Origin of the sequence: Bacillus sp. SJ-10 (assembly GCF_002843505.1) — a bacterium.
Lineage (GTDB): Bacteria > Bacillota > Bacilli > Bacillales > Bacillaceae > Bacillus > Bacillus velezensis.
The window spans coordinates 1,862,260-1,887,825 of record NZ_CP025258.1 but is presented as its reverse complement, the minus strand read 5'-3'; the positions used below and the strand labels follow the sequence as shown (position 1 = coordinate 1,887,825).

General features: G+C 45.4%; 25 protein-coding genes and 2 pseudogenes. 5 read left to right on the top strand and 22 right to left on the bottom strand.

Annotated elements, in window-relative coordinates:
* Window positions 1-9 precede the first annotated feature (9 nt).
* The 10 genes and pseudogenes from mdh to CXL14_RS09635 form a co-directional block, all read right to left on the bottom strand.
* Window positions 10-948: a malate dehydrogenase gene (gene mdh / locus CXL14_RS09675; protein WP_003152455.1), complete on the bottom strand. Its 939-nt coding sequence runs from the start codon at window positions 946-948 to the stop codon at window positions 10-12.
* Between the two features lie 45 nt (window positions 949-993).
* Window positions 994-2,265 carry an NADP-dependent isocitrate dehydrogenase gene (gene icd, locus CXL14_RS09670; RefSeq protein ID WP_014418616.1) on the bottom strand — a complete coding sequence of 424 codons (1,272 nt, stop codon included), beginning with the start codon at window positions 2,263-2,265 and terminating at the stop codon, window positions 994-996.
* A gap of 160 nt (window positions 2,266-2,425) precedes the next feature.
* Window positions 2,426-3,544: a citrate synthase gene (gene citZ / locus CXL14_RS09665; protein WP_003152453.1), complete on the bottom strand. Its 1,119-nt coding sequence runs from the start codon at window positions 3,542-3,544 to the stop codon at window positions 2,426-2,428.
* 717 nt (window positions 3,545-4,261) lie between these two features.
* Entirely contained in the window at window positions 4,262-4,414 is a 153-nt protein-coding gene (locus CXL14_RS20175; RefSeq protein ID WP_017418344.1) for a hypothetical protein, read from the bottom strand.
* Window positions 4,404-5,537, bottom strand: a complete 1,134-nt coding sequence (locus CXL14_RS09660) for a Rap family tetratricopeptide repeat protein (protein ID WP_014418617.1) — start codon at window positions 5,535-5,537, stop codon at window positions 4,404-4,406. The genes CXL14_RS20175 and CXL14_RS09660 overlap by 11 nt, the downstream gene beginning before the upstream one ends.
* Before the next feature lie 292 nt (window positions 5,538-5,829).
* Window positions 5,830-6,267: a hypothetical protein gene (locus CXL14_RS09655; RefSeq protein WP_053284942.1), complete on the bottom strand. Its 438-nt coding sequence runs from the start codon at window positions 6,265-6,267 to the stop codon at window positions 5,830-5,832.
* A gap of 156 nt (window positions 6,268-6,423) precedes the next feature.
* Window positions 6,424-6,558: pseudogene (locus tag CXL14_RS09650) on the bottom strand (peptidoglycan-binding domain-containing protein); the annotation flags it as partial.
* Between the two features lie 183 nt (window positions 6,559-6,741).
* The gene (locus tag CXL14_RS09645) at window positions 6,742-7,152 is read right to left on the bottom strand and encodes a YjdF family protein (protein ID WP_014418619.1); all 411 of its coding nucleotides are present in this window, start codon (window positions 7,150-7,152) and stop codon (window positions 6,742-6,744) included.
* A gap of 118 nt (window positions 7,153-7,270) precedes the next feature.
* Window positions 7,271-7,437, bottom strand: a pseudogene (locus tag CXL14_RS20650) (peptidoglycan-binding domain-containing protein); the annotation flags it as partial.
* 118 nt (window positions 7,438-7,555) lie between these two features.
* Complete coding sequence (locus CXL14_RS09635) at window positions 7,556-8,020, bottom strand: DUF441 domain-containing protein (RefSeq protein ID WP_003152447.1); 465 nt, start codon at window positions 8,018-8,020, stop codon at window positions 7,556-7,558.
* Between the two features lie 97 nt (window positions 8,021-8,117).
* On the opposite strand from CXL14_RS09635, the gene ytvI reads away from it, so the two are divergent.
* Window positions 8,118-9,233, top strand: a complete 1,116-nt coding sequence (ytvI, locus tag CXL14_RS09630; RefSeq protein ID WP_022552837.1) for a sporulation integral membrane protein YtvI — start codon at window positions 8,118-8,120, stop codon at window positions 9,231-9,233.
* Window positions 9,234-9,264: 31 nt separating this feature from the next.
* On the opposite strand, the gene CXL14_RS09625 is transcribed toward ytvI, so the two are convergent.
* From CXL14_RS09625 to dnaE, 7 genes are all read right to left on the bottom strand, one after another.
* Window positions 9,265-9,648 carry an FxsA family protein gene (locus tag CXL14_RS09625; RefSeq protein WP_012118168.1) on the bottom strand — a complete coding sequence of 128 codons (384 nt, stop codon included), beginning with the start codon at window positions 9,646-9,648 and terminating at the stop codon, window positions 9,265-9,267.
* Window positions 9,649-9,759: 111 nt separating this feature from the next.
* A complete protein-coding gene (pyk, locus tag CXL14_RS09620) occupies window positions 9,760-11,517 on the bottom strand; it encodes a pyruvate kinase (protein ID WP_007408069.1) in 1,758 nt (585 codons plus the stop codon).
* Between the two features lie 39 nt (window positions 11,518-11,556).
* The gene (gene pfkA / locus CXL14_RS09615; RefSeq protein WP_007408068.1) at window positions 11,557-12,516 is read right to left on the bottom strand and encodes a 6-phosphofructokinase; all 960 of its coding nucleotides are present in this window, start codon (window positions 12,514-12,516) and stop codon (window positions 11,557-11,559) included.
* A 191-nt stretch (window positions 12,517-12,707) separates the two neighbouring features.
* Window positions 12,708-13,685: an acetyl-CoA carboxylase carboxyl transferase subunit alpha gene (accA, locus tag CXL14_RS09610; protein WP_014418621.1), complete on the bottom strand. Its 978-nt coding sequence runs from the start codon at window positions 13,683-13,685 to the stop codon at window positions 12,708-12,710.
* A complete protein-coding gene (gene accD / locus CXL14_RS09605; RefSeq protein ID WP_014418622.1) occupies window positions 13,670-14,542 on the bottom strand; it encodes an acetyl-CoA carboxylase, carboxyltransferase subunit beta in 873 nt (290 codons plus the stop codon). Before accD ends, accA begins: the two co-directional genes overlap by 16 nt.
* Before the next feature lie 328 nt (window positions 14,543-14,870).
* Complete coding sequence (locus CXL14_RS09600; protein ID WP_007613079.1) at window positions 14,871-16,103, bottom strand: NADP-dependent malic enzyme; 1,233 nt, start codon at window positions 16,101-16,103, stop codon at window positions 14,871-14,873.
* Window positions 16,104-16,242: 139 nt separating this feature from the next.
* On the bottom strand, window positions 16,243-19,581 hold the full coding sequence (gene dnaE, locus CXL14_RS09595; RefSeq protein WP_089072456.1) for a DNA polymerase III subunit alpha: 3,339 nt from the start codon (window positions 19,579-19,581) through the stop codon (window positions 16,243-16,245).
* A 142-nt stretch (window positions 19,582-19,723) separates the two neighbouring features.
* On the opposite strand from dnaE, the gene CXL14_RS09590 reads away from it, so the two are divergent.
* The 3 genes from CXL14_RS09590 (at window position 19,724) to CXL14_RS09580 (ending at window position 20,862) form a co-directional block, all read left to right on the top strand.
* Window positions 19,724-20,065 carry a sporulation membrane protein YtrH gene (locus tag CXL14_RS09590; RefSeq protein WP_003152438.1) on the top strand — a complete coding sequence of 114 codons (342 nt, stop codon included), beginning with the start codon at window positions 19,724-19,726 and terminating at the stop codon, window positions 20,063-20,065.
* Entirely contained in the window at window positions 20,062-20,565 is a 504-nt protein-coding gene (gene ytrI, locus CXL14_RS09585) for a sporulation membrane protein YtrI (protein WP_007408062.1), read from the top strand. Before CXL14_RS09590 ends, ytrI begins: the two co-directional genes overlap by 4 nt.
* Window positions 20,566-20,670: 105 nt before the next feature.
* On the top strand, window positions 20,671-20,862 hold the full coding sequence (locus CXL14_RS09580; protein ID WP_003152436.1) for a YtzJ family protein: 192 nt from the start codon (window positions 20,671-20,673) through the stop codon (window positions 20,860-20,862).
* 17 nt (window positions 20,863-20,879) lie between these two features.
* On the opposite strand, the gene CXL14_RS09575 is transcribed toward CXL14_RS09580, so the two are convergent.
* Window positions 20,880-21,821 carry a DHH family phosphoesterase gene (locus tag CXL14_RS09575; protein ID WP_014418624.1) on the bottom strand — a complete coding sequence of 314 codons (942 nt, stop codon included), beginning with the start codon at window positions 21,819-21,821 and terminating at the stop codon, window positions 20,880-20,882.
* A gap of 116 nt (window positions 21,822-21,937) precedes the next feature.
* Here CXL14_RS09575 and CXL14_RS09570 point away from each other — a divergent pair, with 116 nt between their 5' ends.
* Window positions 21,938-22,240 (top strand): YtpI family protein, encoded by a 303-nt coding sequence (locus tag CXL14_RS09570; RefSeq protein ID WP_014418625.1) that lies wholly within the window; start codon window positions 21,938-21,940, stop codon window positions 22,238-22,240.
* A 28-nt stretch (window positions 22,241-22,268) separates the two neighbouring features.
* Here the strand turns inward: CXL14_RS09570 and CXL14_RS09565 are convergent, their stop codons facing one another.
* The 4 genes from CXL14_RS09565 to CXL14_RS20535 all read right to left on the bottom strand — a co-directional run bounded on the left by CXL14_RS09565 (window position 22,269) and on the right by CXL14_RS20535 (window position 25,503).
* A complete protein-coding gene (locus CXL14_RS09565; protein ID WP_007408058.1) occupies window positions 22,269-23,585 on the bottom strand; it encodes a CBS domain-containing protein in 1,317 nt (438 codons plus the stop codon).
* A 138-nt stretch (window positions 23,586-23,723) separates the two neighbouring features.
* Window positions 23,724-24,410, bottom strand: coding sequence for a metal-dependent hydrolase (locus CXL14_RS09560; RefSeq protein ID WP_007408057.1), 687 nt, complete (start codon window positions 24,408-24,410; stop codon window positions 23,724-23,726).
* A gap of 60 nt (window positions 24,411-24,470) precedes the next feature.
* Entirely contained in the window at window positions 24,471-25,238 is a 768-nt protein-coding gene (locus CXL14_RS09555; protein WP_014418627.1) for an SDR family oxidoreductase, read from the bottom strand.
* 136 nt (window positions 25,239-25,374) lie between these two features.
* A complete protein-coding gene (locus tag CXL14_RS20535) occupies window positions 25,375-25,503 on the bottom strand; it encodes a hypothetical protein (RefSeq protein ID WP_007408056.1) in 129 nt (42 codons plus the stop codon).
* Window positions 25,504-25,566 lie beyond the last annotated feature (63 nt).

The following is a 25,566-nucleotide window of genomic DNA, read 5'->3' as shown; positions in this document are numbered from 1 at the left end:
CCTTTTTTCTTATGACAATACTTTCATCACGTTTTTGACAGATTCAACTGATTTACTCAGCTGCGCTTTTTCATAGTCTGTCAGTTCAAGCTCGATGATTTGCTCTAGGCCGTTTCCTCCGATAATCGTCGGTACGCCTAAGTAAATGCCTTCATGACCGTATTCGCCTTCTAAGTAAGCGATGGTCGGAAGCACGCGGCGCTGATCTTTCAAAATGGCTTCTACCATTTCAGTCAGTGATGCAGCAGGCGCATAGTAGGCGCTTCCGTTGCCGAGAAGGTTGACGATTTCCCCGCCGCCTTTTCTTGTGCGTTCTACAATCGCATCAAGACGGTCTTTCGGGATAAGCGTTTCAAGCGGAATGCCGCCCGCATAGGAATAACGGACGAGAGGAACCATGTCGTCACCGTGTCCGCCAAGAACAAAACCGGTCACATCTTTTACAGACAGGTTTAATTCTTCAGCGACGAATGTTCTGAATCGCGCAGTGTCAAGCACTCCGGATTGTCCGATGACGCGTTCTTTCGGGAAGCCTGATTCTTTGTACACCGCATATGTCATCGCATCAACAGGGTTTGTCAATACAACGATAATGCAGTCAGGAGAATATTTCACGATCTCACGTGTGACGCTTCTCATGATTTTTTCGTTTGTAGATACGAGATCATCACGGCTCATGCCTGGTTTTCTCGCAATTCCGGCTGTGATGACGACGATATCAGAACCGGCTGTGTCCTCGTAGTTGGACGTGCCTGTGATTTTCGCGTCAAATCCTTGAACCGGACTTGCTTCGAGCATGTCTAGCGCTTTTCCTTTTGTCGGGTTTTCTAATTGCGGAATATCAACGAGCACAACGTCTGCAAGCTCTTTTTGAGCTGTAAGAAAGGCTGTTGTCGCTCCCGTAAATCCTGCTCCGATAACAGAAACTTTACTGCGTGTTTTTCCCATGATTCTCTTCTCCTTTTTTGGCTTCATTAGAAGTCTGCTTTAGGTTCAGTCCATGTTTTTGATTAGCTCTTCACCAAACTCTGAACATTTCACTTCAGTTGCACCGTCCATTAATCTAGCAAAATCGTACGTTACTACTTTTGAAGCAATCGTTTTTTCCATAGATTTAATGATCAAGTCAGCAGCCTCATTCCAGTTCAGGTGTTCAAGAAGAAGCACTCCTGAAAGGATGACGGATGACGGGTTGACTTTGTCAAGGCCGGCATATTTAGGAGCCGTTCCGTGAGTCGCTTCGAAAATCGCATGGCCTGTTTCATAGTTGATGTTCGCTCCCGGCGCGATTCCGATTCCGCCTACCTGAGCGGCAAGCGCATCAGAGATATAGTCTCCGTTTAAGTTCATAGTCGCCACGACGTCGAATTCGCTCGGACGGGTCAAGATCTGCTGAAGGAAAATATCAGCGATGCTGTCTTTGACGATGATTTTTCCTGCCGCTTCCGCGTCGCTCTGCGCTTTATCAGCCGCTTCTTTTCCGTCTTTTTCGACAATGCGGTCATATTCAGCCCAAGTGAATACTTTATCTCCGTATTCTCTTTCGGCAAGCTCGTAGCCCCAGTTTTTAAATGCCCCTTCAGTGAACTTCATGATGTTTCCTTTGTGGACAAGCGTGACAGACTTACGGCCGTTTTCGATCGCATACTCAATGGCAGCTCTGACTAAGCGGCTTGTGCCTTCTTCAGAAACAGGTTTGATGCCGATTCCTGACGTTTCAGGGAAACGGATTTTGTTAACACCCATTTCATTTTGCAGGAAGCTGATCAGCTTTTCAACCTCTTCAGAACCTTTCGCATACTCAATTCCGGCGTAAATATCTTCCGTATTCTCGCGGAAAATGACCATATCCGTATCTTCAGGACGTTTGACCGGAGAAGGCACTCCCGTGAAATATCTGACAGGGCGCAGGCACGTAAACAAATCAAGCTCCTGTCTCAGCGCCACGTTCAGAGAACGGATACCGCCGCCGACCGGTGTCGTCAGAGGACCTTTGATGGCGATGAAGTACTCTCTGATGTCTTCCAGCGTTTTGGCAGGAAGCCACTCACCTGTTTTATTATAAGCCTTTTCACCGGCATAAACTTCTTTCCACGTGATTTTTTTCTCGCCTTTATATGCTTTTTCAACAGCGGCTTCCAATACTTTAGAAGCGGCGTTCCAAATATCAGGGCCTGTGCCGTCGCCTTCAATAAACGGGATAATCGGATTATTTGGTACGTTTAATACTCCATTAGAGACTGTAATTTTTTCACCTTGTGACACAATATTACCTCCCAGTATGTAATTCATATTTAGAAAACATTTTATTTTTCTTGTATAGAAAATAAAATGACTTTTCTCAAGATTCTATCAAAATTGTAAACCAATCCGGGCTTGATTAACAAGAGGCTAACGACATGAAAATCACCAGCCTCCCGTTTGATCAGGCTCTTTCATCAATCGGAACAAAAGTCTGCTTATCCGGACCCGTGTAATCAGCGCGCGGGCGGATGAGGCGGTTGTTATCGTACTGTTCAAGAATATGGGCGATCCATCCTGACATTCTGCTGACCGCAAAGATCGGCGTGAACAGATCGTGATCAATGCCGAGACTGTGGTATACAGATGCGGAATAGAAATCAACGTTAGGCGGGAGTTTTTTCTCCGACGTTACGATTTCTTCGACACGGATTGACATCTCGTACCATTTGCTTTCACCCGTCAGATTCGTCAGGCGTTTGCTCATTTCTTTTAAGTGTTTGGCGCGCGGGTCTCCATGCTTATACACACGGTGTCCGAACCCCATTACTTTTTCCTTTTTCTCCATTTTGCTGCGGATATAAGGCTCGGCGTTTTCCACTTCGCCGATTTCTGTCAGCATTTTCATGACGGCTTCATTGGCTCCGCCGTGAAGCGGTCCTTTTAAAGCGCCGATGGCGGCAGTGATGCCTGAGTAAATATCAGATAAGGTGGCGACACATACTCTCGCCGTAAATGTTGATGCATTCAGCTCGTGATCCGCATGAAGAATGAGCGCTTTGTTAAACGCTTCCACTTCGATCGGAGAAGGCTCTTCACCGTTTAAGGTGTAAAGGAAGTTCTCCGCGATTCCATACTCTTCCTTCGGTTCAACAGGATCAAGTCCTTTGCGGATTCTTGAGAAAGCGGCGACAATGCCCGGCACTTTCGCCTGCAGACGGATGGCTTTTCTGTAGTTCGCTTCCGGATTCATGACATCGGCTTCACTGTCAGTCAGACCGAGTAATGAAATCGCCGTCCGGAGCGCAGCCATTGGATGTACGTTATTGAGGGGATAGGATTTGAAGTGCTCAATGATTTCTTGTGGAACGGCAGCTTCTTTCGCAAGCTGTTTTTTCAGTTCAGCAAGTTCCGTTTTATTCGGCAGGCGCAGATGCCACAGCAAATAAATGATTTCTTCAAAACTTGCATTCTCTGTCAAGTCGTCAATATCGTACCCTACATATGTAAGGGTATCGTCGATAATAGAGCTTACAGATGATGTTGTTGCTACAACCCCTTCAAGACCGCGTGTTGCTGTCATATTCAACCTCTCCTTTTCAATCAAAATTCCCCTTTAAAGAGTATATAAAACATACGGCTTACTTAAAATGAGTCATGCAAACAATCCCTTTCCCCTTTAAGAAAATGCTTACATTTCAATGGTTGCGATTACATAACCAGTATGCTTATAGAGGAACATAACAAATTCTTATAAGCTTATTTAAGTTTAAGCCTATTCTTATTATAAACAATAATCTGATTAATTTGTAGACTTTTAACTAAAAATGTTTTAAAAGCCTTATATATCAAGGCTTTTCGTTGATAAATTTAATCGTTTGCTTTCAGGCGCTTTGTAAAACCATGTATTCTCATGTTTTCATTTGGGGGAGTTTTGGAGGAGACTTTAAAAGGACAGGCGCGACAACTTCACCGCAAGTTTAACCCCCTTCTTTACCGGAGAAGGGGGTTAATTTGTTTACTCGACTGAATCAATGTTCGGATCAGCTTCAGAAATCCATGTCTTGGTTTTAGTTGGCTCAAATTTTCTTATATATATCTTTGTTGTTACTTCGTATTTCGCTTTTGTGTATATAACGATCCTTTTGTATTTTTATGCGGACTTCAAACGAATATCACCCTTGTAACATAACCTGTTACCATGCTTGTAATGCAGCAGCCGCAGCCCCGCCTAAAAAGAGAAAAATCGAAAATGCATGACAAAAAAAGATGCAGCCCTAAAAAGGCCACATCTTTTAAATCATGTTTGCAGTCGCGCAGCTAGTTGTATTACCTCATTATCAGTTTTGGCTGCATTATGATGAAGATGAGTCGTGTTTCCTACAAAAGCAATTACACCGAACGTAATAGCGAAAGCAGAGACAGAGAAACAAATTGCTTTTTTAATATTCATACAAACAATCCCCCCGCTGTATTTGAAGTTGAGACTCCACCATCTTATCATAAAAAATTGTAGCCATTTCAAAGTCCTTCATTCCTTTGAAAAAGTTTGCTGTTAAAAGTGTCAACTCTTCGACATACGAATACATATGAATATTTTCAAGCTTACTTAAAATTTCTACAAGGCTGTCTTTGTTAATCGGTTCAGCAAATAAAACATATAAAAACTCTGTTAATAAGCAAAACAAATTGTCGTCATATTTTACTGCTGTTTTTAAACCTTCTTTTAAAGCTTGGCCTGCCGCGGCTGTTTTCTTTTGCTTAAATAATACTATGGAAAGTGAATAATATGAATGGGGCAGAGTTCTCAATTTCATTTCTTCACCAATCACAATTGCTTGTCTCAAATACGCTTCGGCCTTTTCTTCTTGTCCCATGTAGTGATAACTTTCACCCAAATTATAAAGAGCAGAGGAAATCAACCTTTTATGACCAAATTCTTGCGAAAGCTTCAAGGCTTCCTCAAGATGCTGTAATCCTTTTTCGTAATGTTTAAAATCAAGATAATTACCCACAATTACAAATAAACTTTGAATTTTTCGGACGGTATAAAGCGGGTTTCGATCATAAATTTCTAACGCTTTTAGAATATGATGCATGGATACGTGCGTTTGTTTCATATTATAATAAGCCTCTGCCAACTTAAAATGAAACTCAGCTTGTTCTATTTCATCAGAGACATGATGAATTTCCATCTCTGCTTTACGATAAAAATTAATTGCTTCTACATACTGCTTCTGATCAAATTCGTACATTCCGCGAAAAAAATGTGAGTAATATTTTAAGAGGCCGGTAAGTGTTTTTTGTGGTTTCTCAATCTTCTCAAGTAGTTCTGTGGTGGTTGGCCTATCAGTCCTATACTTTATTTCTGGGTTTAAATAATCTAGCATAAGTTGATGACGAAAAGTCATGAGAGAGTAATAAATAAGTAAATATTCGTCTTCTTCCATTTCTTTTATTTCGTGTTCCACTTCGGCTTTTAAAATTTCCGCGTCTGGCACACTAAATTGACGAATCATCTTGTACCACTCGTTAATTTTAACGCCTACATGTGAAGACGGTAATACCTGGTCCATGCATTCATTCCCCTCCTCCTCTTTTGATTTATTTTCCACTAATTTCTTATTTTCTGTAAACGAAAAAATACCGCAATTTTCCTAATTAACCGAAAATAACAAAAAATGATAGCGATTTTGGAAATAGAACATCCATGATAATAAAGCACTTGTATACACCCCTTGCGGGTGCTGAACTTACGATTTTCGTCAATTGTATTTATGCTATAAAGAGAAACTAGAAGTCTATTTTTTGCCTTAAAAAGGAGTACAGAAATTATCTTCTGTACTCCTTTAAAATCTAAATAAGAAATCAATCTTGAGATAAATAAATCCAATTTATATCGTCAAATTCTTTGATAACATAATCTGATCCTATACTACGTAAAATTCTATTAAAGAAAATGATGTCATCTTCATCATCGTAATTATATAAATCCTTTTGAACATATTCTTTAATAATTAAATTCGTTAAATTTGTATGATTAACAAATTCAGAAAAGTAAGATCTTATAAAAATTGAATTATCTTCATTTAATTTTTCATCATTAACAATTGAAATCTTAAAAACATTTAAAATCGCATTAATATCTTCTTCGTCCATATAACATAATGGTTCTAATTTTTTGTCTTCTTCTGTAAATGGCTTTCGAGTATCTTCAATTATTACGTAAGATAAAATGTTACCATCTTTCAGCACACGAAAAACTTCTAAATCACGTAATTTTAAAGCTCTATTAAGTGATAGCATTCTTTCCCCCTAATCAAATATTAAAACCCAAATACTAACCTTAGATTCTTTAGTAATCTACCTCCTGTTACACCTATTTAAAGCTGCTATTGTTATCACATATGCAGGGTTCAATAATATATCAATCCAACTATATTTAGAAATTTTTTTCGTTCTTTATCTAATTTTCCCTATTTCTTTAACGCTGATTTTCATCTTTGTCTTTGGCCCATGAATGCCGTCAGCAGTCACGCCGTACATGGACTGGAATCGTTTGACTGCATTTGCTGATTTCGGTCCGTAAATATCTTCATCAAGCCGTTCACAATTGAAACTGACTCATTTACTGATGTAAGTGAATTTAAATAAATTGCAGAAAAACCCTCCTCATCTCGAGAAGGGCTCTGACTTATACTTCTTTTTCTCTAAATCATTCCGAAGAAACTAACTGATGCCGCTCAACTTTTAATCGGAAGGCTTCATCGGGTTCTCCGACTATTTGCCCCTATGCTTTTCTTTTGCTTTTTGTTTTCTGATTAAATATTTTTGTTCCTTTATTTTTTCTCTTTGTTTTTTATTCAGTTGTTTTCTCTTTTCTTTTCTTGCTTCAAGCTCCTGTTTTATCGCTTTTTGTGCCTTAGTTGATATCCCGATATTTTTCATCTCTTTAGAAGCTTGTCGTTGCAATCTTTTTGGGTTTAATTTCTTAGATTTTGCTTTAACACAAACCCCTTCTTGTTCAGTGTGGGAGAGAGTCTGTAAAAGTTGATTATTAACAAAATGCATTATTTCTGAATCCTTTGGCTCTTGTCCAAACAAATGACGAATTGCTCTTAATTTTCCATCATTCACAACTTCAATGACTCCTACCCAAAACTGACCATCGTAGTAAACCGTTAATTTCATAACGATTCCCTCCTCCTAAATTTACTGAAGAATGATGGACATCCCGAGGAGGGGAAGGTTACTGACATTTTAAATCATGCATCCGGACTACCAACCGAATTGTGTTTTTTCATTCTCATTATAAATTTAACAAACTTTCAAATTGAAGGAAAGGGCCTCCGCTTATTTTAAGTTTTGCTTTGGTATCAGGCCCATAAATTCCATCAGCCTTTCAATCCATTCATCAATTGGAATTACTGCAATCGCTGTTTTCGCTCCATGTGCGCCGTCAATCCCGAAGTTCTTTGTTACATGGTAAGCCACTTCATTCATCGGAATAATGTAAATGGCATTTGTCTGACTTACAAAATGCGCAAGTGCAATTCTCCCGCAAAAAAAAGCAGCTTTACGCCGCTTTTTTACTCTACGAAGTGAATATTTTAACGATTTGCATGGCCAAGTAGGCGATTCCGGCGCCGATTAACGGGCCGACGGCGACGCCTCCGAAAAGCGCGACGGCAAGTATCGTGCCGATGACCAGCGCCGTTGTAATATGAGGGTCGTTTTCCAATAAGGTGAGACCGTTTTTGGCGATTAAGGCAACCGCGATCCCGGCACCGAGAGCGATCCACGCGTAATATGATTTCATCGCTTCTCCGAGCTGTTTAAAACCGATATCACCTGTGGCAATCGGCACTAAAACGGCGATTGTAATGACGGTGACCCCCCAGTTGATGCCTTTTGACTGAATAACCGGAAATAGTTTCTGATCAAGACCGACAGCTTTTATCACAATGAGAAAGCCGACGGCAAAAAGCAATGACTGATTTTTGGCTACCAATGCGATGGCCAGCAATAATAGTAAAAATAAATTCGCCTGTGTAAACATCCTGAAAGCACCCTCTTTCATCATATCTGTATTCATATCCTTTTTTTTGAAGAATAAACTAATGTAATAGGACGTGCCGACCGAGAGGAGGATCGATGTGAACCCGCACTATGCAACTGTTTTTTTCCGCGCGCTGTTTGTACTCGCTGCGGCCGGCGGCGCTTTAGCGGCCGGTTACGCCTCATTTCCGTTAACTTATCCGTTTCTGATCGCCCTTATTCTGTCATCGGCGATCATTCCCGTAGTTGACTGGCTGGACAAACTGACGGGGCTGCCCCGGTCAGTCAATACTGTCATTGTCCTGGTCTTCTTTTTGCTTATTCTTCTTGGCGCGGCGACATTTCTCGTTGCGGAAATCATTTCGGGAACCGCCTATCTGGCCAAAACGCTCCCTCCCCATATTAGCGCCTTTATGACGTATTGCGAAGAGCTGTTCACTTCCCGCATTCAGCCATTGTACCACGAGCTGACCGTCTTATTTAACGGACTGGAAACCAATCAGCAGGCATCCATCGTGACGCATATTCAGACCCTCGGTGATACAGCCGCTAAAAATGCGGGGCTGATGCTTTCACATCTTTTGGAGCTGGTGCCGAAATGGATTGCCTTCCTTCCCAATACAGCTGCCGTCTTCATTTTCGCAATGCTGGCGACTTTTTTTATGACAAAGGACTGGCATAAGTTGAAGGCGCTGCTTTATTCTATTCTTCCGGAACGGGTTTCAGCAAACGCCAAGGCCGTATCGGGAGAGCTGAAAAAAGCGATGGCAGGTTTCATTAAGGCGCAGGCCGTGCTCATCCTTTTCACGATGATCATTGTCTTTATCGGACTTTTTCTTTTAGGGATTGAGCATGCGGCAACCATCGCCTTTTTTATCGGCCTGGTGGACCTTCTCCCGTATCTCGGCGCCGGGTCGGTCTTTGTTCCCTGGATTATGTATTTGGCCATTGCCGGTCAGCTTCCTCAAGCGATCGGTCTCGGTATTTTATATATTGTGGTTCTCATTCAGCGCCAGCTGACGGAGCCGAAAATTTTAAGCAAGTCAATCGGACTTGATCCGCTTGCGACCTTAATCGCCCTGTTTGCCGGCTTTAAACTGTTCGGAATTTTAGGACTGGCTGCGGGGCCCGCGCTGCTCGTTTTCATTCAAGCCTTTATCACAACGGGCGCTTTAAAAGAAATATGGGCCTATATTACTGTTCAGTCCAAATAAAAACAGCAGCCCTGTAAGAAGGCTGCCGTTTTTATTTGATAATGATCCGCTTATTTTTTGACATTCCTCTCAGCCATTTGAACAAAAGCGGCTTCATGCGGTTCCGAGTGAACGGAATCAGAAGACAGGCCCCTGCAATATCGGACAGAAAACCCGGAAGCATCAAAAGCAGGCCTCCGAAAAAGACGCATATTCCGTCAAGAAGCGCTTCCCCCGGCATTTTGCCGTGCTGCAGGTCGCGCATCACCCGATGATACACATCGGTTCCCTGTCTTTTTGCCACCAAGGCGCCTAACACGCCTGTCAAAATGATGAGAAGGAAGGTCGGAAAAATACCGAGCCATTTTCCCGCCAGCAAAAACAAGCCGATTTCAATTGCCGGACACACGATAAACAGTAAGAATAACACTCTCATTTTTCTGCCCTCCCGCCCTTCTAAAAGCGCGTCACCGCCCGCATGGGAATAGGAAAATCAGCCTAAAGACAAAAGAGAAGGGAGAACCCCCCCTCTCTTTTTTAAAGCTGTTTAAAGAACGCTTGCGCGGCCTTCATACACAGCGCCGCGGGCAGCGTCAACTGTGATAACCTGTCCTTCTGTTAAAACTGAAGTTGCGTTCTCCAGACCGACGATAACCGGAATGCCCAAGCTTAAACCGACAACGGCTGCATGGCTTGTCAGACCGCCTTCTTCAGTGATGAGCGCTGATGCTTTTTCAAGTGAAGCGATCATGTCGCGGTCAGTGCTTGAAGCAACCAATACTGCGCCGTCTGTCATTTTTTGTTCAGCTTCTTTCGCATTTTTTGCAACAACGACCGGACCGAATGCAGATTTGCGTCCGATGCCTTGCCCTTTCGCGATAACGCTGCCGACAGTGTGGACTTTCATCAGATTCGTCGTGCCTGATTCACCGACAGAACCTGCTGTAATGACAATCAGATCACCGCGTTTCACGATGCCGCTGTCAAGTGATTTTTGAACCGCATCTTCAAGCATTTCATCGGTTGAATTCGCGTTTTGGCCGCTTGCCGGGAATACACCGAATACAAGGCCGAGTTTGCGTGATACAGACTCATTAACCGTAACGGCTACAATCGGAGCCTGCGGACGGTATTTCGCGATCATACGCGCCGTATGGCCGCTTTCTGTAGGGGTAACGATAGCTGCCGCACTCAGATTGATCGCCGTGTGCGCAACTGATTGGCCGATCGCATCGGTAATCGTCATGCCGACCTGATCTCTGCGTTTAGACAGAATTTCTTTGTAGTTCAGAGATTCTTCCGTGCGTGTGGCGATGTTAAACATTGTTTGAACCGCCTCGACAGGATATTGTCCCGCAGCCGTCTCACCGGAAAGCATGATAGCGTCTGTGCCGTCGAAAATGGCGTTGGCAACGTCACTTGCTTCAGCGCGTGTCGGACGAGGGTTGCGCTGCATGCTGTCAAGCATTTGAGTCGCAGTAATAACCGGTTTGCCGAGCGCGTTGCATTTTTTGATCATTTCTTTTTGCACGAGCGGCACTTCTTCGGCCGGAATCTCTACGCCGAGGTCTCCGCGCGCTACCATTAAGCCGTCAGATACTTCCAGGATCGCATCCAGGTTGTCCACGCCTTCCTGGTTCTCGATCTTAGGAATGATTTGAATGTCAGAGGCGTTATGCTCCTCAAGCAGTTCGCGGATTTCCAGGACATCCGTAGAACGGCGTACAAATGACGCAGCGATGAAATCAACGCCTTGCTCGATACCGAATACGATGTCTTTGGCGTCTTTTTCAGTAATTCCGGGAAGGTTGACGCTGACGCCGGGAACGTTTACGCCTTTTTTATTTTTCAGCGTGCCGCTGTTTAAGATTTTTGTTTTGATTTCGTGTTTTTCCGGATTTGATTCCAGCACTTCCAATCCGATTAAACCGTCATCCAACAGGATGATAGACCCTGCTGACACGTCGTCTGCCAGGCCTTCATAAGAAACTGAGAATTTTTCAAGCGTTCCCAGCACCTGTTTCGTAGAAACGATAATTTCATTTCCCGCCTGAAGCTCAAGCGCGCCGTTTTCCATATCGTGCGTGCGGATTTCCGGACCTTTCGTATCGAGGAGAATCCCCACGTTTTTGCCGAGCTTTTTGCTTGCTTCTCTGATGTTTTTGATTCTTGCGCCGTGCTCTTCGAAATCACCGTGTGAAAAATTCAGACGAGCAACGTTCATACCCGCTTCCATCAATTTTGTCAGCATTTCTACACTTTCACTGGCCGGACCGATTGTACAAACGATTTTTGTTTTTTTCAACTCGTTCACTTCCTTCTGAAATCTTCAGCTTCTTCCGCCTTAAATAGACAGTTCTTTTGAAAGCTGATACATGTTTGGTTCAACAGTATGTTTTGATTCTAAAATTTCTATAATATCATGGTCTACAAGCTTGTTGTTTTGTATACCTACGCAGCGTCCGCCTTTTCCTTTAAGCAGAAGCTCAACCGCGTAAGCGCCGAGGCGGCTTGCAAGAACCCGGTCAGAAGCGCTTGGAGATCCGCCGCGCTGGATGTGCCCTAAAACGGATACCCGTGTTTCAAGGTTCGTTTCTTCTTCGATGCGTTTTCCGAATTCAACCCCGCTGCCTACCCCTTCTGCAACGATGATGATACTGTGTTTTTTGCCGCGGTCGTGCCCTCTCTTCAAACGGCCGATAATTTCCTGCATATCGTAGTCCGCTTCAGGAATTAAAATTGATTCCGCTCCGCCTGCAAGACCTGCCCATAAAGCAATGTCGCCCGCATGGCGCCCCATCACTTCAATAACGTATGTACGCTCATGAGACGTAGCGGTGTCACGGATTTTATCAATCGCATCAATTACGGTATTTAGCGCCGTATCAAATCCGATCGTAAAATCAGTTCCCGGGATGTCATTATCTATCGTACCCGGTACACCCACACACGGAAACCCGTGTTCCGTTAATTTTTTCGCACCCATGTATGAACCGTCTCCGCCGATGACGACAAGACCTTCAATGCCGAGTTTCTTTAAATTTTCGATTCCTTTTTCACGGCCTTCAACTGTTTTGAATTCAGGACATCTGGCCGTGTACAGCTTTGTTCCGCCGCGGTGGATGATGTCACCGACCGAACCAAGCTCCAGTTTCTCTATTTTTCCGCTGATTAATCCTGAATAACCGTTATAAATTCCGTACACTTCGACGTCGTGGTAGATAGCTTTCCGCACAACCGCGCGCACCGCAGCGTTCATACCCGGGGAATCCCCGCCGCTCGTTAAAACTCCTATACGCTTCATTTCCTATTCACCTCAGCAACATATATATGTTAAACATATCATGATCATTGCCCTAAAACAATGAAAAGGGACGCCTGAGCTCCCATGAAACCTTACCTATTATACAATTAAATAAATTGTTTTTAAATAAAATTTAAGGAATATCACAAAAATCACAAAAAATAAACGTGAGCCATAGGCTTCACGTCTATTCAGTTTACCCCGATATATTGATCTTCAACCGAAACTTTCCCGATTGCTTTATATTTTTCATAGCGCTGTGAGATCAATTCTTCGGCGTTCATTTGAAGAAGAGATTTTAACGTTTCTTTAAGAATACCGTCAATGTAGCCCGCCTGCTGCTTGATATCATGGTGAGCTCCGCCCTTCACTTCTTTAATCATATCATCAATAATTCCTAATTCTAATAAATCGGGCGCAGTAATCTTCATGGTTTCGGCCGCTTTTTTCGCAAGGCTGGAGTCTTTCCACAAAATGGACGCGGCTCCTTCAGGAGAAATAACGGAATACGTCGAGTTCTCAAGCATCAGCATGCGGTTGCCCACACCTAATGCAAGCGCGCCTCCGCTGCCGCCTTCCCCGATGACGATACAAACGACAGGCACTGTCAGGCCGGCCATCTCGAACAGGTTCTTGGCGATGGCTTCACTTTGTCCCCGTTCCTCCGCCGCTTTACCCGGGTACGCTCCCTTCGTGTCGATGAAGCAGATAATCGGGCGGTTGAACTTATCCGCCTGCTTCATGAGACGAAGCGCTTTGCGGTAGCCCTCAGGGTGAGGCATCCCGAAATTGCGGACGAGGTTTTCTTTCGTGTCTTTTCCGCGCTGATGTCCGATGACGGTGACCGGCATGCCGTGATATTTGGCGACTCCGCCGACAATCGCAGCATCGTCTCCGTATGTTCTGTCTCCGTGGCACTCAAAAAAGTCGGTAAACAGGTATTGAATGTAATCAAGCGTCGTCGGCCGGTCGGGAAGGCGTGCGATCTGCACTCTGTCCCACGGCTTCAGGTTTTTATAAATCTCATCCTGGAGCTTGCTTAGCCGGTCTTCAAGCCTTGCGATTTCAGCGCTTAAATCCATCTCCGAATCTTGGGTGAATTTTTTCAGTTCGGCGATTTTCGTCTGCAGTTCAATCACTGGTTTTTCAAATTCTAATCTTGCAGCCACTCATGCTCACCTCCTGTTTGGTGCATGTCCAGCAGAAATGCGAGTTTGTCTTTCATGTCGTTTCGGTGAATCACCGCATCAAGCTGGCCGTGCTTTAATAAAAATTCCGCCGTCTGGAAATCTTCCGGCAGTTTTTCCCCGATCGTCTGTTCAATAATACGTCTTCCGGCAAATCCGATCAAGGCGCCCGGTTCAGCGAAATTATAATCACCGAGAGACGCGAAACTGGCCGATACGCCGCCTGTCGTCGGATGGGTCATGACAGAAATAATCAGTCCCTGCTCCTCACTGAACAGTTTTAATGCAGAGCTTGTCTTGGCCATTTGCATAAGGCTTAAGACCCCCTCCTGCATACGTGCGCCGCCGGAAGCGGTAAAGATGATAAACGGGACTTTTTCCTCTTTTGCTTTTTCAATTGCAAGCGTGATTTTTTCGCCGACAACCGAACCCATGCTGCCCATTCGGAATGTTGAATCCATGATCGCGATCACGGCCGGGAATCCGCCGATGGTTCCTTTTCCGGTAACCACCGCTTCATTCAGCGATGTTTTCTCACGGTCTTTTTCGATTTTTTCTAAGTATCCCGGGAAACCGAGCGGGTTTTCAGATATCATTCCCTGGTTGAATTCTTCGAATGAATCTTCATCCAGGAGGCTTTCAATGCGCTGCTTTGCATTCATCGGGAAATGGTGCCCGCAGTTCATGCAGACGCGCAGGTTTTTATCTAACTCTTTTGTGAGCATGATTTTTTTACATTTGGGGCACTTTGTCATAATGCCTTCCGGAACATCATGTTTTGCCTGCTCAGACGGCACGGAAGCATATTTTTTCTTTTTTATGAATATATCCTTTAACAAATGATTACCTCCCTTTTGTGAAGGGTTCTCTTCACTGCATGTCTTCCGATTAGATAGACTTAATAATAACTTTACCGAAACTATTGTACTTTTTTTGTCAAACGGTGTCATCCTCCATTCGACATTTTTTGCTGCAAAACAGACGGAAACGGACGGATTTCATACCGTAAAAAGCGTTGTTCAGCCTTATCTGTCAGCGTTTTCAAAAGAAATAAGGATTCTGCTGAAATTTTTTTAAGACCTGCCCTTAAAAAAATGCCAGCAGTCCGTATATTGAACAGCAGCGCGTTGTTTTTTTCCAACGCGCTGCCATTTCATTTTTGTGTTATTATTCGCCGATGACTGTGAGCTGTCTTGTTTTTTCAGCCACTTCCTCAGGATCGACCGTAATTCTGGCGACGCCCGTTTCCATCGCTGCTTTCGCAACAGCTTTCGCAACGGCAGGAGCCACACGTTTGTCAAATGGAGCCGGGATGACATAATCAGCGCTTAATTCTTCCTCTGAAACGAGGGAAGCAATCGCTTCAACCGCAGCAATTTTCATTTCTTCGTTGATGTGAGTCGCGCGAACGTCAAGCGCGCCGCGGAAAATTCCAGGGAATGCCAGAACGTTGTTGACCTGGTTCGGGAAATCAGAACGGCCTGTTCCGATTACGCTTGCGCCGGCTGCGCGCGCGTCTTCAGGCATGATTTCCGGATTCGGGTTGGCCATTGCGAAGATAATCGGATCTTTCGCCATGCTTTCCACCATTTCTTTCGTCAGCGCGCCTTCGACTGATACGCCGATAAAGACGTCTGCATCTTTAATGACATCCTGCAGCGAACCGTCGTTGCGGTCTTGGTTTGTAAACTTCGCCACTTCGTTTTTCACTGCGTTCATGCCGGCCGGACGCCCTTCGTAAATCGCCCCTTTAGAGTCGCACATTACGATGTCGCGTACGCCGAAATGGTAAAGAAGCTTGATGATCGCGATGCCTGCCGCTCCCGCTCCGTTTGCCACAACTTTAATGGATGACATGGATTTTCCTGATAATTTCAGCGCGTTTACAAGTCCGGCAACGGTTACGATGGCAGTGCCGTGCTGATCATCGTGGAAAACCGGAATGTTTGTTTCTTTTTTCAGGCGCTCTTCGATAATGAAGCAGTTCGGCGCCGCAATATCTTCAAGGTTGACACCGCCGAATGTCGGTGCAAGCAGCTTCACAGTGTCAATGATTTTGTCCACATCGTTTGTGTCAAGCGCGATCGGGAATGCATCCACGCCCGCGAAACTTTTGAACAGCACCGCTTTCCCTTCCATGACCGGAAGAGAAGCTTCAGGCCCGATATTACCGAGACCGAGAACGGCTGATCCGTCTGTTACGACTGCTACCATGTTCCCCTTCATTGTATAATCATATACTTTATTTTTATCGTCATAAATCTCTTTACAAGGCTCAGCTACTCCGGGAGAGTAGGCAAGGCTTAAGTCGTCCGCGTTTCTGACTTCTACCTTTGCTTTTGATTCCAGCTTTCCTTGATTTACTTTGTGTAAATGTAACGCTTCTTCTCTTAATGACATTCTAAACACTCCTTTTAAGTACTTTGTTACATATTCTGCCGCATAGACTGGTACAATCGCTGGAGGTGAAAAATTTCAGAATCTTTAAATAAGATAGCACAATTGTTTCAATTGTATAACAAAACGATTATTGTTACCACTATTTTAACACGACGTTTTCGCGGCCCAGCAGCTCTTTTAAACGGTATAACGCCTGATGGTCCGCCTGAATATGAAAAGTATCCGGCAGCCTGATCGTCTGCTTGTCTTTTTCATAATAAAGATAAACGCCGGTTTCCCCTTTATGCTCCAGTAAAATACGCTTCATCTTTTCCAAAAACTCCTGATTGTGCCGGCTGCCTTCGATTTTGATGTAAACAGACGGCGCTCTGTCTGCCTCCGTCTGCTCAAGAAGAGAGGCGGATGACATGATGAATTGTGTCTTCTCCTGACGCTCTTCCATTTTCCCGGCGGCGAATAAAAGCGCGCCTTCTTCTAACAGCGGAGACAGCCTTCTATATTGGTCAGGAAACACGACGGCTTCCATTTCTCCCGTTTCATCGCTTAATGTGAGAAACGCCATATGCTGACCTGTCTTTGTCCGAATCGTTTTGATGCCCGCGAGCAAAGCGCCGATTGACAGCTGCCCCTTCGGCATCTGCCGCGCTGCTGTGATCGCTTGCGCCCCCCGTTTTTTCAGGAGATCCCTGAAAGCAGACAAAGGATGGCTTGAGAAATAAACACCGAGAGCTTCTTTTTCGAACCGAAGCTTGTCCACGAGCGGAAATTCCTCAGCCTCTACATATTTTGGCTTAATGGAGAACGATTCTTCCAAAAACAATCCCATTTGGTCATCGTCTGCACGAAAAAGTTCAGCGTGCTCTAAAGCCACATCAACGGAGGCCAGCAAGGCTGCGCGATTTTGATTGAATTCGTCCATGGCGCCAGAAAATATAAGGGCTTCGATGGTTTTCCGATTCACGCTTTTTGCAGGTACGCGAAAGCAGAAATCGAAAAGATCCTCGAACGGTTTATGTGTTCTTGCTTTATAAATATCTTTCACTGCCGAGACGCCTACGTTTTTAACGGCCCGCAAACTGTATCTGACGGCTCCGTTTTCCGGCGCAAACGGAAAACCGCTTTTGTTTATTGACGGCGGAAGGACTTGAATCCCGCTCCCCTTCGCTTCATGCAGATATTGCGATATTTTGTCCTCATTGCCGATGACGCTCGTCAACAGCCCGCACATAAAATATAACGGATAATGGGCTTTTAAATAGGCGAGCTGATAGCCGATCATGCTGTATGCGACAGCATGGCTTCTGTTGAATCCGTAGTTAGCGAATTTTACAATCAGATCGTAGACCTCGTTTGCAGTGACTACAGAATACTCCTTTTTTAAGCACCCTTCAACAAAATGGCTTCGCTCTCTGTCCAGAATGTCCTTTTGCTTTTTGCTGACAGCCCGTCTGAGCAGATCCGCTTCACCTAATGAAAACCCTGCCATGCGCGAAGCGATCATCATTATCTGTTCTTGATAGACGATGACGCCGTAAGTGTCACTGAGAATATTTCTTACGTCCTCGTGCGGCACTTCCACACGCGCCCGCCCGTGCTTCCGGTCGATAAATAACGGAATATTTTCCATCGGTCCCGGCCTGTAAAGCGCGTTAACCGCGACAATGTCTTCCAGTCTTGACGGCTTCAGGCGTTTCAGCACGTTTCTCATTCCTGATGATTCCAGCTGGAAAATACCCGTCGTATCACCGTTTGACAATAGCGAGAACGTTTTTTCATCCTGATAAGAAATCTCGGAAAAATCAATTTTCGTATTCGTCTCTTTTTCAATCATCATTTTAATGGATTCAATAAGCGTCAGGTTGCGCAAACCTAAAAAGTCCATTTTTAAAAGACCGAGATCTTCCAAGTGATCCATCGCATACTGCGTTAAATACACGCCTTCATGCCCTTCTTGAAGAGGGACAACTTCAGAAAGCGGCTCTTTACTGAGAACGACCCCCGCCGCGTGTGTTGACGTGTGCCGCGGAAGACCTTCAATTTTCCTTGCGATCTGAAACACTTTATGAAGAACGGCGGATTCGGACAGCCGCCTGTTCAGCTGAGCGGACTGCCGCCTCGCCTCCTCAAGCGTCATTCCCGGTTTTGACGGAATCAGGCGGGCAAGCTGGTCGGCTTCTTTCGGGCTGATTCCGAACACTCTCCCAGTATCCCTTAACGCCGCCTTGGCGGCCAATGTCCCGAAGGTGATAATCTGGGCGACGTGCATGGCCCCGTACTTATTTTGTACATACTGAATGACCTCATCCCTTCTCGTATCAGGGAAATCGATATCAATATCCGGCATGCTGATCCGCTCGGGATTAAGAAACCTCTCAAACAGCAGAGAATGTTTAAGCGGATCCACGTCGGTAATGAAAAGGGAGTAAGCGACAAGCGAGCCTGCCGCGGACCCCCTTCCCGGGCCTGTCACAATGCCCTTTTCATGCGCGTACTTCATAAAGTCCCATACGATGAGAAAATAATCACTGAATTTCATGCGCCTGATGACGTCCAGCTCATATTCAAGCCGGCGGACAGCGCGCTCATCAGGAGTCCCGAAACGGAGGCGCAGCCCCTCATGACAGATCTCCGCCAAATAGTCATCGGCTGATTTGCCGTCCGGCGCCGGAAAAGACGGAAGCTGTGTCTGTCCGAGGCTGACATCGACCCGGCATTGCCGGGCGATACGCGCGGCTGCTTCAATCGCTTCCGGATGCCGCGTGTAAAACTCTGCCATTTCTTCAGGCGTCCTCAAGTATAAGTCCGGCAGATTCCCGCTCTGATCCTCCCATTTCTCTCCGGCTTTAATAGCGCACAGACAGCGGTACGCATCTTGATCTTCTTTCTTGATATAACGGACATCCCCCGCAGCGCAGACAGCGATTTCCGTTTCGGCTGACAGGCGGAGAATCTCTTCTGATAACGTCTCATGTCCTTTAAACGGCTGGTACCCTAAATAAAAACGGCCGTCTCCGAACAGCTCCCGGAAACCTTCGGCAGCCCGGACCGCTTCTTCAAACTTCCCGGCTTGAAGCAGGCTTTCAATGTACCCGTTTTCACCGGGCGTAATGGCGATCAGCCCCTCATGATAGCTCTTCATCCATTTTCGCTTCATACCGCCCTTTGCCATGGATTGCAGCGCACTTGAGATTTTCACCAGGTTCTGATATCCGGTGTTTGTCTCTGCTAAAAGAATGAGCGGGTGTGCTTCAAGCTCCGTATCGTCCGTGTATATAGAAGCCGTCAGACCGATAATCGGCTTAATTCCGTTTGATTTGCATGCTTTATAAAACTCAATGGCGCCGTACATCACATTTTCGTCCGTCAGCGCCAATGATGAATATCCGAGTTCCTTCGCTTGTGCAACAAGCTCTTTTACAGAAGCGGCGCTGTTTAACAGGCTGTAGCCGCTATGTACTTGCAGGTGAACAAAAGACAATGCCGCCACTCCTTTCCCATACGTTCATTTTGCCTTTCTACATTATAAGACGGGTTTTCTTAAGAAACAAATGTTCTTTTTTGACTCATCATCATACTTGTCCGTTTCGCTCAATATGATAGAAAAGTGAGGTGGTGTATATATGGATCAGGAAGCCGGATTTATGGCGAATTTCATCAGCAGTTATTTTATCGCCCTCGGTGTGTTGCTCGGCGGCGCGCTGATCGGCGGCCTCGGAGCTTATTTATCAGGCGAGCCTCCGCTGACGGCGATCACAAAATTGGCGAACAGGCTGAAGATCTGGGCGCTTGTCGCGGCCATCGGGGGAACATTTGACGCGGTATACAGTTTCGAGCGGGGGCTGTTTGAAGGCAACACGCGCGACATCTTCAAACAGCTTCTTTTAATTATTTCAGCAATGGGCGGCGCGCAGACCGGCTGGCTGATTATTTCATGGCTGACCCAGGAGAATATGTCATCATGAGAATTCCCGAGTATTATAAAAAACCGGGATGGCAGCGTTTTTTTGCGGGAATGATGTGCGGAGCCATCGTCAGCTGGCTGTTCTTTCTGTTTACATACGGAACGTTTCAGGAAGAACAGGTGACGTTAATTGAAAAGCAGCGGGAGCACGCGCGGGATTTAAAAAACCAAATCTCCATCTATCAGAAAGATCTTCATAAATTAAATGAGGATAATAAGCAAAGGCTGCTCATCCAAAGTGTTGATGTGAAGCTGATCAATGGGGAAAAATACAGAATCGCCCAGCCTGACAAGATGAAATTTGAGGAACAAGTGAAAGATAATATTTCTGAAGTCATCACAAAGGATATTGAAAGCGTGTATAAAACAAAGGAGCTTTTAAAACGGACGATCGAAAACAAAATATACACCATAAATGAGAAGGAATTTAAAGCTGAAGTAAAGGAACTGACGATTTATACGAGATTGTCTGTCGAAATTCATATTTCTTTTGCGACGTAATTATGTCATTTTTAAAAATTTTCCATAGATCTGTCGCTTTTTTCTCCGCTTTTTTATAAACTGTAGATGAGACATTTTCAATGATTCTGAAGGGAGGAAGGGAAAATGGAGGTTTTTAGTGAACGACGCTTGGCAAAAGATCATGCAGCCCGAATCAGACAAGGCTATTCCGCATATGCAGAAACAGACACACTCGCTTCCCTCATAAAAAAAGAACTCCAAATCTGTAATCTCCGCGTCTACGAAGACCTGACTGAATTCGGCTGCTGGTTCATCCCCGTGACAGATGAACACTAAGAAAGAGGGTCTCCCCTCTACTTGTGTTCGTTACATATCTCTTCCAGATCAGCAAGAATCTGATCGGTTTCATCCCAGCTGAAGATGGATGCGCCGGCCGCAAGCGGATGTCCGCCGCCATTGTATTTCCGGGCAATTCCGTTGATGACCGGACCTTTTGAACGGAACCGGACTCTGATTTGATCGTCTTCTTCTACGAAAAACACCCAAGCGCGGATACCCGAAATATTTCCGAGTGTTCCGACAAGCTGCGACGCTTCAGAAGCGGTGGTTCCATATGTCTCCAAAATGTCTTTTTTAATGAAAACGGAAGCGACGCCGTTTTCAGACAGTGACACATTTTGATAAATAAAGCCGTTAAGCTTCACCACATTTAATTTTGTTTCATACAATTGATTGAACAGCTCTGACGATGAAAATGGGAACTCAATGAGCTCTCCCGCGTATTTTAATGTCTTTTTTGTGGTGTTCGGGAATAAGAAGCGCCCCGTATCACCGACGATACCCGCGTAGATCAGCTCAGCTGCTTTCGTATTCAGTTTCCAGCCGTGCTGCTTTCCTTCCAGGTACAGCTCATAGATCATTTCGCTTACGGAGCTTGCATTCGTATCGACCCATAACAGATCGCCATACGGATCTTCATTTGGATGGTGGTCTATTTTCATGAGCTTCGCGCCGGAATGGTAGCGCTGATCGTCGACCCTGCCTTGGTTTGCGGTGTCGCACACGATGACAAGAGCATCTTTATAGGTTTCGTCATCCACCTCATCGAGGGAATATAAAAAAGACAAGGACGGCTCAGGCTGTCCGACGGCAAAAATATTTTTTTCGGGATACGTTTCCCGCAGGATTTCCGTAAGGCCGCACTGTGAACCGTAGGCGTCCGGGTCAGGCCTCACATGTCTATGTAAGATAATGGTGTCATATAATGATATGGTTCTGATCAGTTCGGATTTCATCGTTTTCTCCTTTTCGTTTTTATTCATTTAATCATACTCTTTATCCATGGAAAAGGAAAATCTTTCAGTAACGGTATAAACGGTTTTGCAAACTCATATAATGGAGGATTTCATTTATGCTGGTTTTTGTTTTTCTCATCGGGCTTTCTGCCTGCTTTTACGTGTATTACAAAGTAAAAGGAATCCAGACGAAACGGGCGCTGGAGAAGGAATGTTTTTCGGCTAAATCAAGTATGGCATTAGGTGCGCTGGTGCTTTTGTACGGAGTAAACCAAATGATTCTGTTTCACTCCGTCCTGACCCTGGTCATCGGCGGCGTCTTCATTTTAATCGGAGCAGGCAGCGCATGGGCCGGGTATAGAGCCTATAAGCATTATGAGCCCATCCATGCAAAGGAAGCGGAGAGGGACCACGCATAATGAATGCAAAGGGACCCGGGTGCGTCCCTTAACTTCTCTCCATCAGCTGCACCATGAGCATCGCTTTTGAGACGATGCCGCTTTGGCTTGACACTTCCACTTCCATTTTCCCGAATTTCCGGCCCGCCTCTAAAATGCGCGGTTTCACTTCAATGACCGACTCCATCTGTACGGGCTTCAAGAAGAAAATCGTAATGCTTTCAATGACCAGCTCGCCGCGTTTGCGGGAGCGTAAAAATCGGCTGGCGGCCTGGGTTAAAATCGTCGTAAACACCCCGTAAGAAATCGTGCCGAGCTGATTGGTCATTTGCGGCGTGACTTCATATTGATAAACGGCCGGCGTTTTGTCATCTTCCTCTTCTTTAAATCCCCTTGAAACAATATCATCCAGCTTTTCACCGACCTGAGGCTGCTTTTGAACCATTTGAAGCGCTTTTAAGACATCCTGGCGGCTGATCATTCCGATCAGTTTGTGATGCCCGTCTGTCACCGGAAGCACTTCAATTCCTTCCCAAACCATCATTTGAGCCGCTGAGGCGACAGATGTTTTCCCGATCACCGTGACAGGGTTTTTGGTCATTACTTTTTCAATCGGAACTGACCGGTCATGCCCCGCGATATCTTTCGATGTGAGGATTCCGTGGATTTTCATCTGCTGATCGATAACCGGGAAGCGGCCGTGTCCGGTTTCATAGTTCTTTTCATACCATTTCTCCAGCTTATCCTTAGGGGACAGCGTCACTGTCCGATCTGCGGGCGTCAAAATGTCTTCCACGAGCACAATCTCTTTTTTTATGAGCTGATCATAGATCGCCCGGTTGATCATCGCGGCTACCGTAAAGGTATCGTAGCTCGTGGAGAGAATCGGAAGCTCAAGCATATCAGCCAGCTCGATAATGCTGTCGTCGGTGTTAAACCCTCCTGTTACCAAAACAGCTGCGCCCGCCTCAAGCGCCTGGCGGTGGGCGTTGATTCGGTTCCCGACGATTAACAGGTTCCCCGCCGCTGTGTAACGCATCATCGCGTCAAGCTCCATCGCGCCGATCACAAACTTATTCAACGTTTTATGCAGACCGGCTTTTCCGCCGAGCACCTGGCCGTCTATCACATTGACGACCTCGGCGTATGTCAGCTTTTCAATATTTTCTTTTTTCTTCTGTTCAATCCGGATGGTCCCCACACGTTCAATAGTGGAAACGAATCCTTTGTTTTCGGCTTCCTTAATGGCTCTGTAAGCCGTTCCTTCACTGACTTTCATTTCTTTCGCAATTCTTCTGACCGAAATTTTTTCACCGACAGGAAGCGAATCTATGTATGATAGGATTTGTTCATGCTTTGTTGCCAAGCGTTTCACCTCTAAGGACAGTCTTCTGCTTTTATTATAAGGGTACGGGGGATTCATTCGCAATGAGACGCCCGAAAAAAGGCGGCATCACAAAAAGACCTTCTGAATGCTTGATTCAGAAGGTCTTTGACACATATGTCAGGCAAGCTCAATGGTCTCGCCGACCGCCATGACTTTGCCGACGCCTCCGGGCAGACTTTCGGCGAAAGCGTCAGGGTCCTGTTCAATGACAGGAAATGTATTGTAATGAACGGGAACGACCTGTTTCGCTCTCAGCCATTCAGCCGCGAGTTTTGCATCTTCAGGGCCCATGGTGAAGTTATCACCGATCGGCAGAAACGCCAGGTCAATGTGATTCAGTTCCCCGATCAGTTTCATATCTGAGAACAGCGCCGTGTCTCCGGCGTGGAAAATCGTTTTGCCGTCAATCGTCAATAAAATCCCGGCAGGCATCCCCGTGTACGTAATGGTTTTGTTTTCTTCATCAGTGACCGCCGATCCGTGGAATGCCTGTGTCAGTTTCACTTTGCCGAAATCAAATTGGCGCGCCCCGCCGATATGCATCGGGTGGACCTTTAAACCTTTAAAGCCGAGATAAACGGCCAGCTCGTTCGGCGCAATGACGAGCGCATCGTTTTGTTTAGCGATCTGCTCTGTATCTCCGACATGGTCATTGTGTCCGTGAGTAAGCAGGATGACATCCGCTTTCACTTCTTCCGGTTTCAAATTCGTCAGACTGTTTCCGGTCAGAAACGGATCAAAAATAATGTTATGGGTTTTCGTTTCCACTTGAATGACAGAATGTCCGTGATAAGTCACTTTCATCGTTTTCACCTCATAAAAAATTAATATTTATCAAGTTCCCTTTTTGACAAACGAAAAAACTTACAGGGATTGATGCCTGTTAATCACATTCAGCCCGCCTGTTGCTTCAATGACCGTTCCGGTTACAAGATCGGAATCTTCCTCACATAAAAAGGCGATGATTCTCGCAATGTCCTCTCCGGTTCCGGACCTGCCGATCGGCGTCTTTTCTTTGCCGATTTTCCGTCTTGCTTCCTCTATAGACGCTTCTTTCATATCTCCTACAATATCACCCGGGCAGACCATATTGGCCGTAATGCCTGATTCAGCTTCTTCAATCGCAATGGTTTTCGTTAACGAAGCCAATCCGACTTTAGCCGCTCCGAAAGCGGAACGGTGAAGCCAGCCGGGGGCATGGTCCGCTCCTTGAAAACCGTATGTAATAATCCGGCCAAACCGCTGCTGTCTCATGACCGGGATAACCGCTTTAAACAGATGGAAAACGGCGCTTAAATTCCCTTCAAGCATGTCATACCATTCGTCATCGGAGTAATCGGCAAGCTTTTTGCGCTCAAATATGTACGGCCCGGCATTGTTAATCAGTATGTCAATCCTTCCAAACCGCTGAAGGGCTACATCGGCGATCCGCATGAGATCTTCTTTCCGGGTTACATCGCCCTTAACGAATTGCAATCTGTCATGGCACCCGGGATAATCCGCCTTCAGACAGGCGACCGCTTCTTCGTCTTGTCTGTAATTCACTGTGACAGAAAAGCCTTTTTCCAGAAGCATTTCAGTCACTTTTCGGCCCAATCCCTTTGTACCGGCAGTGATTAGAGCATGTCGCACATTGAATACCCTCCCCAGGCAACGTTGCCGCTTCAATAAAATCAAGACGTTTCTCCCTCTACTTTACTATAAACAAACGGCAATATCACTTTTTTGCACTTCGTCGCACGAAAAAAAAGCCGTCTTTACAGACAGCTTAATTTTCTGAAGGAGCAGAGGCTTCCTCCATGCCGACATAACCGCTTTCGTATGCCTCTGAGATGAGCCTGGCCGTTTCTTCACTTTCTTTTTCATCATAGATGTAACGGTCTTGTTCTTTGCGCATTCCTTCTACCTCCCATCTTTATAGATGTAGGGTGTCTGATATAACGGGAAAATATGAAGGAAA